Origin of the sequence: Asanoa sp. WMMD1127 (assembly GCF_029626225.1) — a bacterium.
In the GTDB taxonomy this organism is placed as follows: domain Bacteria; phylum Actinomycetota; class Actinomycetes; order Mycobacteriales; family Micromonosporaceae; genus Asanoa.
In genome coordinates, this window is the sequence record NZ_JARUBP010000001.1 from 7387873 (window position 1) to 7404608 (window position 16736).

Genomic DNA, 16736 nt, shown 5'->3' on the forward strand with positions numbered 1-16736 from the left:
CTAGTCGCCGAACTCGGGGGCTCCGACGATCGGCCGCACGTCGACGTGCCACTCGTTGGCGAGCTGCGCGCCGGGCGGGTGCGGGGTGTGGGCCAGCTTGGCGGCGATCTCGGTGGCCCGGTCGAAGCTGTCGCACTCGACGATCGTGTAGCCGGCGAGCACCTCCTGCGTCTCCGCGTACGGCCCGTCGGTGACCACCGGCACCCCGTCGCGCAGCGAGACCCGGCGGGTGTGCACCGGCGCGGCCAGGCCCTGCCCGTCGACGAACTCGCCGGACTCGACGAGCTCGTTGTTCCACTTGGTCATGAAGTCGTGCAGGGCGGCCAGGTCCGCCGGGGTCCACGCCTGCTCGCCCGAGCCGGTGAGCATGTCGAAGTCGCGCTGGGAACCGGTCAGCATGATCATGTATTTCATCGTCGTCTCCTCGGTGCGCGGCGCCCGCTCGGCGCCTCTCACCCGGGACGTCGGCGCCGGCCGCCCGCTCCGGACATCCTCTCCCAAAGAAATGAGGAGCGGAGGGCCGTCGACCGACCCTCCGCTCCCCGTGGGGTGTTGCGTTGGCCTGAGGGACTAGCCCAGGCCGTTCTTCATCGCCGAGATCAGCTCACCGTTGGCGGTGTCGCCGGACAGCTCCCAGAAGAAGCCGCCGCCGAGACCCTGGCCGTTCGCGTACGACATCTTCCCGCCGATGGTCGCCGGGGTGTCGTAGCTCCACCAGTTGCTGCCGCACTTGGCGTACGCCGTGCCGGCGATCGTCCGGTTTGCCGGGCAACTGTTCTTGAGCACCTTGTAGTCCTCGACGCCCGGCTCGTAGGTGCCCGGCGCCGGACCGGTGGCGCTGCCTCCCGGCGCCTCCTGGGTCACCCCGGTCCACCCCTTGCCGTAGAAGCCGATGCCGAGCAGCAGCTTGCTGGCGGGGATGCCCTTGCTCTTCAGCTTCTGGATCGCCGCGTCGGCGTAGAAGTTCGGGGTGGGAATGCCGGCGTACGACGTCAGCGGCGAGTGCGGGGCGGTGGGACCCTGCGCCGCCCAGGCGCCGAAGTAGTCGTACGTCATGGGCATGAACCAGTTGACGCTGTTGGCGGCGCCTGCGTAGTCAGTCGCGTCGATCTTGCCACCGGCGCTGCCGTCGGCCGTGATCGCCGCCGTGACCAGGGCGGACGACCCGAAGCGGCTGCGCAGGGCGGCCATCACGTTCTTGAACGCGTTGGGACCGCTGGCGTCGCAGGAGAGCCCGCAGGCGTTCGGGTACTCCCAGTCGATGTCGATGCCGTCGAAGACGTCGGCCCAGCGCGGGTCCTCGACCATCTGGTAGCAGGACTCGGCGAACGCCGCCGGATTCTGCGCGGCCTGGGTGAAGCCGCCCGACCAGGTCCAGCCGCCGATCGAGTAGATCACCTTGAGATGCGGGTACATCCGCTTGAGCTTGCGGAGCTGGTTGAAGTTGCCGCGCAGCGGCTGGTCCCAGGTGTCCGCGACGCCGTCGACGCTGTCCGCGGCCGTGTAGGCCTTCTCGTAGTCCGCGTACGAGTCGCCGATCGAGCACCGGCCGCCGGTGGTGTTGCCGAACGCGTAGAGGATGTGCGTCAGCTTGGCCGCCGAGCCGCTCGTGTGGATGTTCCTGACGTGGTAGTTGCGGGCGTAGACGCCCCACTCGGCGAAGTAGCCGATCAGCTTCTTGCCGCCGGTCGGCGGGTTGGTCGGCGGGTTCGTCGGGTTGCCGGTGGGCGGGTTGGTCGGGTTGCCCGTCGGCGGGTTCGTGGGGTTGCCGGTCGGCGGGTTGGTCGGCGTCGTGCCGGTGGAGCACGCGGCGCCGTTGATCGTGCAGTTCAGCGGCGCGCGGTAGGCCCCCGTGCCGTTGTAGCCCCAGCTCACCGACGCGCCCGGGTTGAGCGGGCCCATCCAGCTCTTCTTGACGGCCACGTAGTGGTTGCCGGTGCGCGTCACGTCGGCATCCCAGAAGCTGCCCATCGTGGTGCCGGCCGGCAGGTCGAACTCGATCCGCCACGTCGACAGCGCCGCGGACGAGCCGTTGGTGACGGTCACCCGCGCCTCGTGCCCGCTGCCCCAGTCGGAGGCGGCGGCGAAGGTGGCGGTGACGGTGCCGGCGCCGAAGGCGGAGGCGACCGGCACGGCGGCGGCGACCACCACCGCCGCGACGCCGGCCCAGACGGCCCGGCGCACCGAGGTTCTCATAGGGCGTCTCCTTTTAGTTAGGAAACTTTCCAAATAGATGATGGTGAGACGCTACTCACCAGGGCAACACCTCGTCAAGATGTGCATACGTCGATTTCTGAGTGGATCTAGTAACGTCACCGCCATGACAGTGCTCGACGCCGAGATCGGCGCGCTCGTCGGCGGCCCGGCCGACCTCACCCAGTACGCCGGCAAGGCGGTGCTGGTCGTCAACGTGGCCTCGAAGTGCGGACTCACCCCGCAGTACGCGGGTCTCCAGAAGCTCTACGACACCTACGCGGAGCGCGGCCTGGTCGTGCTCGGCGTGCCCTGCAACCAGTTCATGGGCCAGGAGCCGGGCAGCGCCGAGGAGATCGCCGAGTTCTGCTCGGTGAACTACGGCGTCACCTTCCCGCTGACCGAGAAGGTCGAGGTCAACGGGCCCGGCCGGCATCCCCTCTACGCGTCCCTGGTGGACACCCCCGACGCCGACGGCCACACCGGCGACATCCGCTGGAACTTCGAGAAGTTCCTCGTCGCGCCGGACGGCTCGGTCGCCGCGCGGTTCGGCCCGCAGGTCACGCCGGACGCGCCGGAACTGGTCGCCGCGGTCGAGCGCCAGCTCCCCTGACAGTGCGGGCGCGAGGCCCGTTCACGAGATCCGCTCGGGGGAGGCCATTCGGCCTCCCCCGTAGACCAACTGGACATGATCCGGGCATTGTCAGTTTTTTCCACCTTCCAGGACTTGCGGTCCGGTCCGACTGACGGGACTCTGTTTCGCGTGCTGCGATCCTCGTCCGCAGGAGGTTCCATGAACGCTGCGCGTCCCTCCCCCCGCGCGCTGCGCCGCCTGGTCGGTGCCGCCGGCGCCGTGCTGCTCGGCGCCGGCCTGACCGCCGCGATCGCCGCCCCGGCCGCGGCCGAGGCCGGGGTCGGCTACGTCCGCCTGGCCCACCTCTCCCCCGACACCCCGCCGGTCGACGTCTACGTCGACGACCTCGGCGGGAAGATGAAAGGCCTCAAGTTCGACGCGGTGCCCTACGGCGTCATGTCCGACTACCTGTCGGTCCCGCCCGGGACCTACGCGGTCTCCATGCGCAAGGTGGGCGCCGACCCCAAGTCCAAGCCCGTGCTGACCGAGGACGTCAAGGTCACCGAGGGCAGCGCGCACACCGTCGCCGGCACCGGCCGGTTCGCCGAGCTCGGCCTGTCGGTCATCGAGGACGACATCAGCGCGCCGCCGGCCGACCAGTCGAAGGTCCGGATCCTGCAGGCGTCCGTGAAGGCGCCGACGCTCGACGTCAAGGTGGCCGACGGACCGACCGTCGCCACCGGGGTCCAGTTCGCCACCACGACGCCCTACCGCGACGTCAAGCCCGGCGACTGGACGGTCGACCTGACCCCGCAGGGTGGCCAGGCGACCAAGGCCAAGTGCGCCCTGACCGGCGGCACCACCTATTCGCTGCTGGTGCTCGACGGCAAGGACGGGCTGACCACCGACCTCAAGGTTGACGCCAAGGCCGGCGAGATCACCCCGGTCGGCGGCGTCGAGACGGGCGGCGGCGGCACCAGCAGCGGCACCACGATCGCGCTGATCACCGGTGTGGCCCTCGTCGCGCTGGCCGGCCTGGTCGGCGCCGGCGCCGTCGCCCTGCGCCGGCGGGCCCGGCCCACCTGGTAGGGCCGCCCTTGAGCGAGATCCGGCCAGCTCCAGCGGTCATCCGGCACCGCTGGAGCCGGCCGGCGCGCCGCACCACCGTCCTCGGCCTCACGGCGACGGCACTGACCCTCTGCGCGGCCGCCGGCGCCTCGCTCGGCCTCGCCGCCGGCGAGTCGGCGCCACCGCCGACGCAGGCGCGCTGGCACGTCGGCTGCACCGCCGACTGCGCCCGGCCGGTCCAGCTGGCCGAGGTCGTGGACCCGCTCGCCGCCCTGCCGCCGCCGTCCGAGGTGCGCATCCCCAGGGTGGCCATCCGGTCCACCCTGGTCGGACTCGACCTCGACGGCAAAGGCGAGCTCGAGGCGCCGACCGACTTCGCCAAGGCCGGCTGGTACGAGCAGGGCACCCTGCCCGGCGAGCCCGGTCCCGCGGTGATCGCGGGCCACGTCGACTCGCACCGCGGCCCGGCCGTCTTCTTCCGGCTGCGCGAACTGCGCCCCGGCGACACGGTCGAGGTGCGGCGCGGCGACCAGTGGGTCCCGTTCCGGGTGGTCAAGACCGACCACTACCCGAAGAACAGGTTCCCCACGGCCAAGGTGTACGGCGCGACGCCCGGCGCCGAGCTGCGGCTGATCACCTGCGGCGGCGAGTTCGACCACCGCAAGCGCTCCTACCGCGACAACGTCGTCGTCTACGCCGTCGACGCCCGCGCGCCCCAGCTCCCCGAGTCCAAAGGGGATGGACCCACCACGTGGCGCTGACGGTCTCGTTGACCATGGCGTGCTGCCCGACCTGACCCGTTTCGAGGTGCACCGGGAGACCGCCGACGTCGACCTCGACGGCACGAAGCTGCTCGGCCTGCACGCGACGTTCCACCGCCGCGCGGCCGGGGCCCGGATCGAGTCCGTCGGCGTCTACCGCTACGCCGGTGTCGAGGTCTTCATGGCCTGGGGCTACGCGGACGAGCCGCACTGCAGGTTCACCGCGTACGCCGGGGCGCACGGGTGGGGCGCACCGCGCCGGGGCTGCCCCTCCGTCGACGCGGTGCGCGACCTGTTGGCCACCCTGGGCCCGGTGCTCGATCCCCGCTGACGCCCGGTGTCGGCTCGGGAACCGCGAATCCCCGAACGAGCGCCTGCGTTTCCCCGGATGAGCACCGGTCCCGGGTCGGGCTAGTCGACCGTCGCGGCGGCGGGTTCCGCGGTGGTCGTGCCCGCGTGCGCGGTGGCGAGCCGGCGCACGGTGACGAGCGAGAACAAGGTCAGTGCGAGCGCGGCGACCAGTGCGACGCCGTGCCAGAGCGGGTCGAGGAACCGGGTGAACCCGATGACGGCCACCGGGAGCTGGACCACCGCGACCAGGGCGACCAGCGGGAGCCGGCGACCGGCCCAGAAGTAGGCGGTCCACAGTGGCGCCGTGACGACGGCCAGCGTCAGCACGTCGAGCGCCGCGTGCACGTAGGGGTTGACCACGTTGGCGTGTGCGAAGGCGGAGGCGGGGGCCGCGACCCAGAGGGCCGCCGCGGCGGCGGCGACAACGGTGGCGAGACGTCGCATGCCCGTACCTCCTGCAATCGTGGCTTCACCATCTGTAATGACGGTAAGGCCACGGCGGCGGGCCGCGAAAGGCTCAGCGGCGTGAATGAATCACCACGAACGTGTGCTCAGGAGTTCTGTTCAGCCAGTTCACGCGCCCGGTCGCGGGCCGCCTCGAGGGCCGCGAGCAGGGCCGCGCGGACGCCGTGGTTCTCCAGCTCGCGGATCGCCGAGATGGTCGTCCCGGCCGGCGACGTGACCGCTTCGCGCAGCTTGACCGGGTGCTCGCCGGAGTCGCGGAGCATCACCGCCGAGCCGATCGCGGTCTGCACGATCAGGTCGTGCGCCACCTGCCGGGGCAGGCCGAGCAGGATGCCGGCGTCGACCATCGCCTCGACCAGCAGATAGAAATAGGCCGGCCCGGAGCCGGACAGCGCGGTCACCGCGTCCTGCTGCGACTCCGGCACCCGGATCGTCGCGCCGAGCGGCTTGAACATCTCCTCGGCCAGGGCCAGATGCGCGCCGGTGACGTGCGGGCCGGCCGAGATCGCCGTCATCGCCTCGTCGACCAGGGCCGGGGTGTTGGTCATCACCCGCACGATCGGCACGCCGTCCTGCAGCCGCTTGGCGAAGAAGCTGGTCGGCAGGCCGGCGCAGAGCGAGATGACCAGCTTGTCGCCGGGCACCTTCGGGCCGATGTCGGCCAGCAGCGCGCTCGCGTCCTGCGGCTTGACCGCGATCGCGAGCACGTCGGCCTCGGCCACGGCGGTGAGGTTGTCGACGACCCGCACGCCGTAGCGCTCGCGCAGTTCGTCGGCGCGCTCGGAGCGCCGCGAGGTGGCGAGCAGCCGGCCGACGGGCCAGCCGGCGCGCAACAGGCCGGAGAGCATCAGCTCGCCGATCTTGCCCGCGCCGATCACGGCGACCGTCTTGTCCGTCATGGCTGCCCGCCCCCTCGTCGCACGTGCTCAGCTGCCGAAGAAGACCTCGGCCTCGGTGTAGCGCTCCAGCGGCACGGTCTTCAGCTCGCGGGTCGCCTCGGCCAGCGGGACGCGGACGACGTCGGTGCCCTGCAGGGCGACCATCTTGCCCCAGTCGCCGTCGTTGACCGCGTCGATCGCGTGCAGGCCCAGCCGGGTGGCCAGCACCCGGTCGAACGCGGTCGGCGTGCCGCCGCGCTGGATGTGGCCGAGCACGACCGTGCGGGCCTCCTTGCCGGTCTTCGCCTCGAGTTGCTCGGCCAGCCACTGGCCGATGCCACCGAGCCGGACGTGGCCGAACGCGTCGAGCTCCTGGTTGTGCAGGACCATCTGGCCGTCGAGCGGCTGGGCGCCCTCGGCGACGACGACGATCGGCGCGTACTGGTGCTGGAAACGCTTCTCGACGTAGCCCGCGACCTGCTCGACGTCGAAGTTGCGCTCCGGCAGCAGGATCACGTTGGCGCCGCCGGCCAGGCCGGCGTGCAGGGCGATCCAGCCGGCGTGCCGGCCCATGACCTCGACGACCAGCGTGCGGTGGTGACTCTCCGCAGTGGTGTGCAGGCGGTCGATCGCCTCCATCGCGATGTTGACCGCGGTGTCGAAGCCGAACGTGTAGTCGGTGGCGCCCAGGTCGTTGTCGATCGTCTTCGGCACACCGACGACGTGCACGTCGAGCTCGTTGAGCTTGGTGGCGACGCCCAGGGTGTCCTCGCCGCCGATCGCGACCAGCGCGTCGACGCCCATCGCCTGCAGGTTGTTCTTGATCTGCTCGACGCCGTTCTCGATCTTGAACGGGTTGGTGCGGGACGAGCCGAGGATGGTGCCGCCGCGCGGCAGGATGCCGCGGACCTCGGGGATGCCCAGCGGCATGGTCAGGCCCTCGAGCGGACCCCGCCAGCCGTCCCGGAAGCCCACGAACTCGTGCCCGTAGCTGGAGACGCCCTTGCGGACGACCGCCCGGATCACCGCGTTCAGACCAGGACAGTCTCCGCCGCCGGTGAGCACGCCGATTCGCATGATCTGCTCATCCTCCTGATTGCGATCCTCGCCCCAAAGGGGGCAGACATGGCCAGAAAGCCCCAGGATCGATAATCGGCGTCGTTGCCGGCCCGGGGCGGGCCGCCAACTGCGCACTGTAGTCGCCGGGCAGAAGCCCTACCAGCGCGACCCACCTACCGGACGGTGAACTGTCAGGGTCGCATCGCTTTCCACCGGGCCAGGTTGTGGCGGGCGTCGGCGAGCGCGTCGTGCTGGTCGGCGGGGGCGGGCGGCAGGGGCGGTTTGCCCAGATCGTCCCAGAGCTGGCGGAGCTCCTTGGTGAATCGCGGAATCACCCGGGGCAACGCCGGCATCGCTCCCCAGAGCTGGGCCAGCACCACGTGGTCGTACGCGGCGTACCAGGCCCACAGCTCGATCGTGCCGCCGGCGCCGCGCAGCGGCTCGACCAGGAACGCGTAGAGGTCGTCGCGGATCCGCTCGCGGGACCGCCAGGCCGGGTCGGCCGGCGAGGGCAGCTTGTCGAGCACGTTGCGGCGCACCCAGGGAACGGCCCGGGAGCTGTCGAACTCGGTCGACACGGCGTAGAACTCACGCCCGTTCTCGTCGACGACGCCGATCGACACGAGGTCGACCGTGCGGCCGTCCTCGATGAACTCACAGTCGTAGAAGTAGCGGTAGGTCATCGACCTCCATCCTGGCCCATCCGACCGAAGATTCGTTACCGTGCCCGGTCATGACGTTCTCGATCGTGGCGCGGTCGGCCGACGGGCAGGCCCACGGCATCGCCGTCGCCAGCAAGTTCCTCGCCGTCGGGGCCGCGGTCCCGGCGGCCGAGGCGGAGATCGGCGCCGTGGCCACGCAGTCCTACGCGAACCTGGCCTACCGGCCACAGGCGCTGGCGCTGCTGCGGACCGGCGTGGACGCGGCCGGTGTGGTCGCCGGACTCACCGCCGCCGACGACGGGCGGGCCCAACGCCAGGTCGGCGTCGTCGGCGCGACCGGCGACGGCGCGACCTTCACCGGTGACGGCTGCCACGACTGGGCGGGCGGCGTGACCGGCGACGGGTACGCGATCCAGGGCAACATCCTGGTCGGCCCGCAGGTGGTCGAGGCGATGGAGGCGGCCTGGCTCGCGTCGGACCCGGCCGCCCCGCTGGCCCGGCGGCTGCTGGCCGCGCTGGCCGCCGGCGACGAGGCCGGCGGCGACAAGCGCGGCCGGCAGAGCGCCGCCCTGCTCGTCGTCGCCCGCGGGCAGGGCTACGGCGGCACCAGCGACGTGGTGGCCGACCTGCGGGTGGACGACCACGCGCAGCCGCTGCCGGAGCTCGCCCGCCTGCTCGACATGCACGAGCTGCTGTTCGGCAAGCCGGATCCGGCCACCCTGCTGGCCCTCGACGGGCCGCTGGCGGCCGAGGTGCGCGGCCGGCTGGTGGCCGCCGGCCACGAGGGCGCCTCGCTCGACGACGCCCTGGCCAGCTGGGCCGGCGTCGAGAACCTCGAGGAGCGGATGGTCCCGGGCAAGATCGACCCGCTGGTGCTGGCCCACCTACGCGGCAGCTAGCGCCGCCCGCGCGGCGGCGAGGGTCGTGCGCGCCGATTCGTCGGTGGGCGCGGTCGCCAGGCGGCGGGCGGCGGCGTCGGCGCGGGCCGCCCAGTGGAACGGGAGCAGCACCGGCAGGGCGGCGTCGATCTCGTCGCGGTGCACGGCGCCGGCGGCCGCGTAGCCGTCGACGAGCTCGTCGGTGCCCGTCCCGCCGGCGTGGGTGACGGCCGCCGCGAGGTCGGCGACCAGGGGGCCGGTCGCCGCCGGACCCCAGCAGACCACGCCGGTGCGGCCGGTCGCCGGGTCGAGCCGGAAGACCGCGGGGCCCGGCCGGCCGTGCAGCACGCCGTAGGTGAGCCGGTCGGTGACGCACAGCCGGGTCAGCGCCGAGTACGCGGCCACGACCGCCGGCCGCAGCCAGGGTTCGAGGTCGAGGTGGGCGGCCTCCGGGCGCACCCGGTGCCACGGCGCCAGACCGGCGTGCGCGAAGCCGTCCATCCCGGCGTGCAGCCGCGCCAGGGCGTCGCCCCACCACTGCTGGTCGATGGGGTCGCCGGCCGCGAGCGGTCGGCCGGGTGGGCAGCGGACCAGGCCGTACGCCCAGCCGTCGTGCTCGGCGACCAGCGCGCCGGAGAGCGCCCGGACCGGCTCCCCCGCCGCCATGCCACGCTCGGCGAGGTGGCAGGCGGCGGTCAGCCCCGCCTCGAACCGCAGCCGCTTGCCGAGCGGCACCCGGGCCACCAGGTGGCAGGCGCCGGAGATGCTGGCCACCCAGGCGGTGGCCGCCGTGCCGCCGAGCGACACCGGGTCGAGGCGGGCGGGCACGTGCTGCCACCCGCCGCGCAGGGCCGCGAGCGCGACCGCGTCGTCTGCCACGGCGGGGATTATCCGCCGCCGCGGGGGCGCCGGTCCGGGAAATGGGCGAACGGCCGGAAGAGACACCCCCCAGTGATCTCTTCCGACCGGTCCGCCCCGCACCCCCCTGAGGGCCCGCCGTTCCCCCGTATGGCCCCCACCAGCAGCGGGTCTGGCAGTCAGCCTGCCCGAACGGACAACACGGGACTGTCACGGAAGCGATTTCAGGGGTGTACAGCACGCGACAGGAACGACATGATCTGATGTGTTGCCGGCCGATGGGTCGGTTAGTGGGATGTGTCCTAGGGAGGGGTCGTGGAGGGTCGCCTACCAGATCCTGGCGACGCTCTGACCGGGGTCGAGCTGTTCGCCGGGCTCGAGCCTGAGGTGCGACAGCGGGTGATCGCCGCCGCGGTGCCCCGCACCTACCGCAAGGGCCAGCTGCTGTTCGTCGAGAACGACCCGGGCGAGTCGCTGATCGTGCTGCGCCGGGGCGCCGTCGCCGTGTTCGTCACCGCGCCGACCGGCGAGCGGGCCGTGCTCTCCGTCGTCCGTCCACCCGGGACACTCGGCGAGGTGTCGCTGCTGGACGCGTCGACCCGGTCGACGTCGGCCGAGGCGATCGAGGACTGCACCGCGCTCGCGCTGTCCCGCTCGGCGTTCATGGAACTGGTGCACTCCAACCCGCGCATCCTCGACGCGGTGATGCGTTCCCTCGGCGCGCTGATCCGCCGGCTCACCGAGCAGAACGCCGACCACGTCTTCCTCGACCTGCCCGGCCGGGTGGCCAAGACCCTGGTCCGGCTGGCCGGCGAGAGCCAGGCCCCGATGATCACCATCGAGCTCAACCAGAGCCAGCTCGCGGAGATGGCCGGCGGCTCGCGGCAGAGCGTCAACCAGGCGATCGGCTCGTTCGCCAACCGCGGCTGGTTGCGCACCGAGGGCCGGCGGATCGTCGTCACCGACGTGGCCGCCCTGCGCCGCCGCGCCGGCATGCCCGACCGCTAGAAAGGCCCCCGGCGCGCACGCGCCAGGGGCCCATCGGGTGCGACGTCAGTTGGCGGGCGGCGCGGTCGGGCCCATCCAGCCCTTCGCCTCGGCGTCGTCCTTGGGCGGCGCGGTCGGGCCCATCCACCCGTCGGGGTCGGTGGCCGGGGGCTCCTCGTTGGTCGGCCCCATCCAGCCCTGCGACTTCACGTCGTCGCCGGCCACGACGCCGTCGGCCTGCAGCGCGGCCAAGGTGGCGGCGTCGACGTCGACGCTCGCCCCCGCGGCGTGCTCGACCCCGGTCTGGTCGGTCCAGTCCTTCTCGAGCCGTACGTGCACCATCTATGTCCTCCTGTCGCGAATGGATCTCGGCCGCGGCCGACTCTACCCACGGGCCGCCACGGTGGACTGTCCACTAGCCAACAGGACAGTTCCTGACAGGCGGCGTGGCTGGATAGGCTGCGGACTCCGGAAAGTAGGAGGAGTCCGCCATCCCCGCCGTCTGCGCACGCTGTGGCCGGACCCCCGCCGAGAACGACCGGTTCTGTGGCGGCTGCGGTGCCGAGCTCGCGCCACCGTGCCGTCAGTGCAACCGGCCCATCCCCACGGACGCCGCTTTCTGCACCAACTGCGGCACCCCGCGTGAAGGCGGCGGCCGCGCCCAGGTGAGCACCGCCGACCAGCAGGAGGACCGGCGCCGGGTCAGCGTGCTGTTCGTGGATCTGATCGACTTCACCCCGTACGCCGAGCGCTCCGACCCCGAGCAGGTCCGGGCGATGCAGACCGGCTTCTTCTCCGCCGCGCGCCGGGTCGTCGGGCAGTACGGCGGCGTGGTCGAGAAATACATCGGTGACGCGGTGATGGCGCTGTTCGGGGCCCCCGTCGCCACGGAGACCGATCCGCTGCGCTGTGTCCGGGCCGGTCTCGAGCTGCAACGGGTGCTCTCCCGCTTCGCGCCCGACGGCGCCGACGCGGCCGGCCTGCGCTTCCGCGTCGGCGTCGCGACCGGCGAGGCGCTGGTCAACGTCGCCGCCGCGCGCGACGGTGGCCAGGCGATCGTGGCGGGCGACGTGGTCAACACCGCGTCCCGGCTGCAGTCGGCCGCGCCGCCCGGCGGCGTGCTGGTGTGCGGCAACACCTACGCGCTGACCAAGGACACCGTGCGCTTCCAGGCACAGCCGGCGCTCACCCTGCGCGGCCGGTCGACGCCGACCGAGGTCTGGGTGGCGGTGGCGCCGCGCCGCCGGTCCGCCGTCGAGAAGGAGCCCGACGCCACCCCGCTGGTCGACCGCGAGCACGAGCTGAGCCTGCTGGTCAACGCGCTGCACCGGTCGCTGCGGGACCAGCGGCCCCAGGTGGTCACGGTCTTCGGGCGCGCCGGCATCGGCAAGAGCCGGCTGGTCCGGGAGCTGTTCAAGCACACCGAGCAGCTGGTCGACGAGCCGGTCGCCTGGCGCACCGGCCGCTGCCCACCGTTCGGCGAGAACGTCGCGTTCGCCGCGGTGGCCGACATCGTCAAGGCCGAGTCGGGCATCCTCGACACCGACCCGGCCGGGACCGCCGCCGCCCGGTTGACCAAGACCGTGACCGAGCTGGTCGGCCCGGGCGAGGCCGACCGGCTGATCGACGCGCTGCGCCCTCTGGTCGGCCTGCCGGCCAGCCGGCTCGCCGCGGAGGAGGCCGAGTCCGCCTGGCGCCGGTTCCTCGTGGCGCTCGCCGGCCGCCGGCCCACCGTGCTGGTCTTCGAAGACCTGCACTGGGCCGACGAGAGCATGCTGCGGTTCGTCGAGCTGCTCGGGGCGTCCGCGCGCGACGTACCCCTGCTGCTGCTCTGCACCGCCCGCCCGGAGCTCATCGACCGCGACCCGAGCTGGGCCGCGTCGCTGACCGGGTCACTGACCATCACGCTGCCGCCGCTGCGGGCAACCGGCATCGCCGCCCTCTACGCGCACATGTTCGGCCAGGCCGCGTTCTCCGCCGACATGCTCAGCCCGCTGGTCGAGCTGGCCGACGGCAATCCGCTCTACGCGCACGAGTACGTGCGGATGCTGATCGAGCAGGGCGCGCTGCGCCAGTCCGGCCGGGGGTGGTCGCTGGAGAAACGGCTCGACCTGCCGATGCCCGACAGCGTGCACGCGGTCATCGCCAACCGGCTCGACCTGCTCGACCCCAAGGACCGCACGGTGCTCTTCGCCGCCTCGGTGGTCGGCATGGTGTTCTGGCCCGGCGCGGTGGCCGCGGCCCTGGGTCGCAACGTCGAGTCGGTCGAGCGCTCGTTGCGCCGGCTGGAGCAGCGCGACTTCGTGCACGAGCAGCCCACGTCCACAATGGCCGGGCAGCAGGAGTTCTCCTTCGGGCACGTGCTGGTCCGCGACGTCTGCTACCAACGGCTGCCGCGCACCGAGCGGGTGGCCCGGCACGAGCGCACGGCCGAGTGGCTCGACGCGCTGTCCCGCGGCCGCGACACCGACCTGGCCGAGGTGCTGGCGCACCACCGCTGGGCCGCCCACGAGATCGCCCGCACGCTCGGCGTCGACCCGGCGCCGTTCGCCGGGCCGGCCGGCGAGGCGCTGCACCGCGCGGCCCGGCGCGCGTACGCGCTGCACGCCCTCGACGCCGCCACCAACCACGTCGAGCGGGCGATCGCGCTGGCCGACCACTCCGACCCGGGCCGCCGGCTGCAGCTCGAGCTCCTCCGCACCGAGATCTCGTTCTACCGCGACCGCACCGAGTTCCTCACCGGCGGCGGGCCGGACCAACTGGTCGCGCTGGCCGACCGGCTCTACGCGCACGGCGACCCGGCCTGCGCGGCCCGCGCCTGGACCCTGCTCGGCCAGGCCGCGTGGCTGCGCGCCGACCGGCGGGCCGCGCTGTCCTGCCTCGACCGCGCGGTCGAGCTGTTCGACGGTGTGCCCGACAGCGCGGAGAAGGCCGACGCCTACGCCGAGCTGGGCCGGCTGCACATGCTCAACTACGAGCGCGACCCGGCGATCGCGGCGGCCACCGCGGCGACCGAGATCGCCGAGCGGCTCGGCAGCGCCGAGACACAGATCAACGCCCGGATCACCGTCGCGATGGCCCGCTACCAGTCCGGTGACCGCGGCGCGCTGGCCGAGCTCTACGAGGTCACCGAGTTCTGCCGCGCGCACGGCCTGCGCGCGCTGCCCCGGGCCATCCAGAACCTCGGCTACGCGCTGAGCGAGGAGGGCGACTGGGTCCGCTCCCGCGAGCTGGTCTCCGAGGCGGCGTCGGCCGTCCCCGCCGGGCACACGCTCAACACGGCGTTCTCCGGCGACGCGATGCGGGCGTACTTCGGTGGCGAGTTCGACCGCCTGCTGGCCGCCGCGGACGCCTTCGTCGACACGCCCGAGGGGCGGTGGGACATCCAGGTCCGCGGTCTGCGGGCCAGTCTCCGGGTGCTCCGCGACCAGCCGGTGCCCACCGTCGGCGACCGCGACGACGTGGCCGACGCCCTGGAGTTCGCCCGCGACAGCGGCTTCTACCGGCCGCGCTGGACCACCCTCGGCCTGGCGGCGCAGGTCCGCGCCCTGCAGGGCCGGCTCGACGAGGCCGACGCGCTGCTCGACGAGCTGGCCACGTCGTGGTCCGCCGTGCCGGCGCTGGCCAGCGGCGAGTGGATCACGGCGGCGGCCTTCGCGTCGGCGCTGACCGGGCGCGACGCGGCGCTGCGGGTGCGCGGCATGCTCGACCGGGTCACCCACCGCACCCCGTGGGCCGAGGCGGCGCTGCGCACGGTGACCGCGGCGCTGGCCGCGGTCGGCGACGACGTGGCCGGTGCGGGCCAGCTCTACGCGGCGGCGGCGGGCATCTACGGGCAGATCCCGGCCGTGACCGACCGGATGCTGGCGCTCGCGCTGGCCGCCCGGAGCTTCCTCCAGGCGGGCGAGTCCGCGGCGGCGGAGCTGGCGCTGACCGAGGTCCGCGCGTTCGCGACCCGCAACCGGGCGCCGGGCCTGCTGCGGCTGACCGGGGCGCCGACGCCCGAGGCCACGCTGGCGAGCTGAGCCGCTTACGCGGCGACGGTGGTCGGCGGTTCGGCCGGCTTGGCCGGGCCCGGGACGCGCGCGGCCGCGTTCTTGGCCTTCTGCGCGTAGATGTCGACGTACTCGCGGCCCGAGAGCTCCATCAGCTCGTACATGATCTCGTCGGTCACCGCCCGCTCGACGAACCGGTCGCCGGACATGCCCGCGTACCGCGAGAAGTCCAAGGGTTCCCCGAACCGGATCCGGACCCGTTTGATCTTGGGGAAGACCTTGCCGGGAGGCTGGATCTCGTCGGCGTTGAGCATCACCACCGGGATCACCGGGGCGCCGCTGAGCAGGGCGAGCCGCGCCACACCGGTCTTGCCGCGATAGAGGCGGCCGTCGGGCGAGCGGGTGCCCTCCGGGTAGATGCCGGCCAGGTTGCCCGCGCGCAGCACGCGCAGCTGGGTGTCGAGCGCGGCCTGGGCGGCCCGCCCGCCGGACCGGTCGACGGGGATCGTGCCGGTGCCGACGAAGAACATCTTGACGAGCCAGCCTTTGATCCCCTTGCCCGTGAAGTATTCCGCTTTGGCCACGAACGTGACTTTTCGGCGTACTTCCAAGGGCATGAAGATCGAGTCGGAGAAGGAGAGGTGGTTGCTGGCGATGATCGCGGCACCGGTCGCCGGGACGTTGTCGCGGCCCTCGACCACCGGGCGGAAGATCAGTCGCAGCCAGGGGCCGAGGATCACGTACTTCAGCAGCCAGTACAGCAAGCCGTGTCCTTCCGCCCTCGCGCCCCAGCGAGTTGACGCTACGACATTGAGCCTACGAAGCGCGTACGCCATGCCACAACGGACTACTGGAAGGGGCCGCGCACGTGTCACGATTGGCGGCACGGCGCGCGGGCGAACCCCGACGCCAGGTAGGAGGGGATGCGGTGTCTGCGGGTGGGGCCCGCCGTGGCCGGCGGGACAACGGTCTCGACGCGGCCGACTTCGCGGTGGCCGGCGACGTCGACCCACGGGTCGGCGAGCACCTTCTCGACGTGCTGGGCGCGGGCGGCATCGCCGCCTACCTGCAGCCGTCGTCCGATCTCAACCCGGTGACCCGCACCACGACGATGCCGCCGCGGCCGGTCGACCGGCTCTACGTCGACAGCGCCCACCTCGACACCGCCCGCGGCTACCTGGCCAAGCTGGCGTCCGAGGAGGAGCAGCCGCCCCGCACGAACGGGCACGATCCGGACGTCGAGGCCGCCTGGGCGAAGATCGTCGAAGGCTGGGACAAGCAGCCCGACACCGCACCGTGGCCGGCGTCGGAAAACCTGCCGGACGCGACCGCCGGCACCCTGGCCGCACCGACCGACCCGACCCGCCCGGTCGACGAGCCGGCCGCCCGCCGCCCGTCCGCCGCCGACTTCTCCGGCGTCACCCTGGGCCCGCGCACGGCCGAGGGCCCGAGCCTGCTCGACGGCCTCGACACGTTCGGCAACGACCTGCCCGGCGAGCCGACCGACGACGAGGGCTACACCCCGCCACCCCCGCCGCCACTGCCCCGCATCTCGAAATACGCGGTCGCCGGCATCCTCGGCATCGTCCTGGGCTTCGTGCTCTTCCTGTTCCCGGGAATGATCCCGATCGACCGCGCCATCGTCACGGTCGCCGGCTTCCTGGCCATCCTGGCCGGCTTCGTCACCCTGATCTCCCGCCTCCGCCGCGGCGACGACGACGAATACGACCCGGACGACGGCGCCAAGGTCTGACGGCATTCGATCGACTCGGGCCCGTCGGGGGCACGACCGTCGCTCCCGCCAGGGACCGCTCCGCTTCGCTCCGCTGCCACCTCCGCGTCGCAAGGTCAGATGAACCGCGATGATTCACGCTATGGACGCTCTGCCGGAGCCGGTGCGCGGCGACCGCGGGCGCGGGTAAACCTTCATTCTGTATAAATCGGACTGTTGGGCTACCTGCGGCACGCTCGGTTGTAATCGTCGCGTAACGTGGCGTCAGTAGGAAT

At 72.7% G+C, this 16736-nt stretch carries 17 protein-coding genes; 8 read left to right on the top strand and 9 right to left on the bottom strand.

Annotation, left to right across the window (positions count from 1 at the left end):
• Both O7635_RS35245 and O7635_RS35250 read right to left on the bottom strand, forming a co-directional pair.
• Positions 1–414, bottom strand: a complete 414-nt coding sequence (locus tag O7635_RS35245; protein ID WP_278084816.1) for a YciI family protein — start codon at positions 412–414, stop codon at positions 1–3.
• A gap of 156 nt (positions 415–570) precedes the next feature.
• Positions 571–2196, bottom strand: coding sequence for a glycosyl hydrolase family 18 protein (locus O7635_RS35250; RefSeq protein ID WP_278084817.1), 1626 nt, complete (start codon positions 2194–2196; stop codon positions 571–573).
• A 124-nt stretch (positions 2197–2320) separates the two neighbouring features.
• Between O7635_RS35250 and O7635_RS35255 the strand changes: the two genes are divergently transcribed.
• The 4 genes from O7635_RS35255 (at position 2321) to O7635_RS35270 (ending at position 4927) form a co-directional block, all read left to right on the top strand.
• Positions 2321–2806, top strand: coding sequence for a glutathione peroxidase (locus O7635_RS35255; RefSeq protein WP_278084818.1), 486 nt, complete (start codon positions 2321–2323; stop codon positions 2804–2806).
• Between the two features lie 180 nt (positions 2807–2986).
• Entirely contained in the window at positions 2987–3856 is an 870-nt protein-coding gene (locus O7635_RS35260; RefSeq protein WP_278084819.1) for a DUF4397 domain-containing protein, read from the top strand.
• Positions 3857–3864: 8 nt separating this feature from the next.
• Entirely contained in the window at positions 3865–4596 is a 732-nt protein-coding gene (locus O7635_RS35265) for a class F sortase (RefSeq protein WP_278084820.1), read from the top strand.
• 19 nt (positions 4597–4615) lie between these two features.
• Entirely contained in the window at positions 4616–4927 is a 312-nt protein-coding gene (locus O7635_RS35270; RefSeq protein ID WP_278084821.1) for a hypothetical protein, read from the top strand.
• An 80-nt stretch (positions 4928–5007) separates the two neighbouring features.
• Here O7635_RS35270 and O7635_RS35275 read toward each other — a convergent pair whose 3' ends face one another.
• From O7635_RS35275 to O7635_RS35290, 4 genes are all read right to left on the bottom strand, one after another.
• Complete coding sequence (locus O7635_RS35275) at positions 5008–5391, bottom strand: hypothetical protein (RefSeq protein ID WP_278084822.1); 384 nt, start codon at positions 5389–5391, stop codon at positions 5008–5010.
• 107 nt (positions 5392–5498) lie between these two features.
• The gene (gene proC, locus O7635_RS35280) at positions 5499–6311 is read right to left on the bottom strand and encodes a pyrroline-5-carboxylate reductase (RefSeq protein ID WP_278084823.1); all 813 of its coding nucleotides are present in this window, start codon (positions 6309–6311) and stop codon (positions 5499–5501) included.
• Between the two features lie 27 nt (positions 6312–6338).
• Entirely contained in the window at positions 6339–7367 is a 1029-nt protein-coding gene (locus O7635_RS35285) for a 6-phosphofructokinase (RefSeq protein ID WP_278084824.1), read from the bottom strand.
• Positions 7368–7540: 173 nt separating this feature from the next.
• Entirely contained in the window at positions 7541–8032 is a 492-nt protein-coding gene (locus O7635_RS35290) for a polyadenylate-specific 3'-exoribonuclease AS (RefSeq protein WP_278084825.1), read from the bottom strand.
• A 50-nt stretch (positions 8033–8082) separates the two neighbouring features.
• On the opposite strand from O7635_RS35290, the gene O7635_RS35295 reads away from it, so the two are divergent.
• Complete coding sequence (locus tag O7635_RS35295; RefSeq protein ID WP_278084826.1) at positions 8083–8910, top strand: DUF1028 domain-containing protein; 828 nt, start codon at positions 8083–8085, stop codon at positions 8908–8910.
• Here the strand turns inward: O7635_RS35295 and O7635_RS35300 are convergent.
• Positions 8896–9768, bottom strand: a complete 873-nt coding sequence (locus tag O7635_RS35300) for a phosphotransferase (protein WP_278084827.1) — start codon at positions 9766–9768, stop codon at positions 8896–8898. The two genes, O7635_RS35295 and O7635_RS35300, sit on opposite strands and share 15 nt — an antisense overlap.
• A gap of 294 nt (positions 9769–10062) precedes the next feature.
• Between O7635_RS35300 and O7635_RS35305 the strand changes: the two genes are divergently transcribed.
• On the top strand, positions 10063–10755 hold the full coding sequence (locus O7635_RS35305) for a Crp/Fnr family transcriptional regulator (protein WP_203700828.1): 693 nt from the start codon (positions 10063–10065) through the stop codon (positions 10753–10755).
• Positions 10756–10800: 45 nt separating this feature from the next.
• Here O7635_RS35305 and O7635_RS35310 read toward each other — a convergent pair whose 3' ends face one another.
• Complete coding sequence (locus O7635_RS35310; protein ID WP_278084828.1) at positions 10801–11076, bottom strand: hypothetical protein; 276 nt, start codon at positions 11074–11076, stop codon at positions 10801–10803.
• Positions 11077–11225: 149 nt separating this feature from the next.
• On the opposite strand from O7635_RS35310, the gene O7635_RS35315 reads away from it, so the two are divergent.
• Positions 11226–14759, top strand: a complete 3534-nt coding sequence (locus O7635_RS35315) for an adenylate/guanylate cyclase domain-containing protein (RefSeq protein ID WP_347405353.1) — start codon at positions 11226–11228, stop codon at positions 14757–14759.
• A 5-nt stretch (positions 14760–14764) separates the two neighbouring features.
• On the opposite strand, the gene O7635_RS35320 is transcribed toward O7635_RS35315, so the two are convergent.
• Positions 14765–15493: a lysophospholipid acyltransferase family protein gene (locus O7635_RS35320; RefSeq protein WP_278084830.1), complete on the bottom strand. Its 729-nt coding sequence runs from the start codon at positions 15491–15493 to the stop codon at positions 14765–14767.
• A gap of 164 nt (positions 15494–15657) precedes the next feature.
• On the opposite strand from O7635_RS35320, the gene O7635_RS35325 reads away from it, so the two are divergent.
• On the top strand, positions 15658–16482 hold the full coding sequence (locus O7635_RS35325) for a DUF308 domain-containing protein (protein WP_278084831.1): 825 nt from the start codon (positions 15658–15660) through the stop codon (positions 16480–16482).
• Positions 16483–16736: the final 254 nt, after the last annotated feature.

Bases quoted from the DNA above. Each gene is read 5' to 3' on its own strand.
- O7635_RS35260 (WP_278084819.1), top strand. From the start codon at position 2,987: ATGAACGCTGCGCGTCCCTCCCCCCGCGCGCTGCGCCGCCTGGTCGGT.
- O7635_RS35295 (WP_278084826.1), top strand. From the start codon at position 8,083: ATGACGTTCTCGATCGTGGCGCGGTCGGCCGACGGGCAGGCCCACGGC.
- O7635_RS35275 (WP_278084822.1), bottom strand. From the start codon at position 5,391: ATGCGACGTCTCGCCACCGTTGTCGCCGCCGCCGCGGCGGCCCTCTGG.
- O7635_RS35250 (WP_278084817.1), bottom strand. From the start codon at position 2,196: ATGAGAACCTCGGTGCGCCGGGCCGTCTGGGCCGGCGTCGCGGCGGTG.
- O7635_RS35290 (WP_278084825.1), bottom strand. From the start codon at position 8,032: ATGACCTACCGCTACTTCTACGACTGTGAGTTCATCGAGGACGGCCGC.
- O7635_RS35285 (WP_278084824.1), bottom strand. From the start codon at position 7,367: ATGCGAATCGGCGTGCTCACCGGCGGCGGAGACTGTCCTGGTCTGAAC.
- O7635_RS35245 (WP_278084816.1), bottom strand. From the start codon at position 414: ATGAAATACATGATCATGCTGACCGGTTCCCAGCGCGACTTCGACATG.
- proC (WP_278084823.1), bottom strand. From the start codon at position 6,311: ATGACGGACAAGACGGTCGCCGTGATCGGCGCGGGCAAGATCGGCGAG.
- O7635_RS35310 (WP_278084828.1), bottom strand. From the start codon at position 11,076: ATGGTGCACGTACGGCTCGAGAAGGACTGGACCGACCAGACCGGGGTC.
- O7635_RS35255 (WP_278084818.1), top strand. From the start codon at position 2,321: ATGACAGTGCTCGACGCCGAGATCGGCGCGCTCGTCGGCGGCCCGGCC.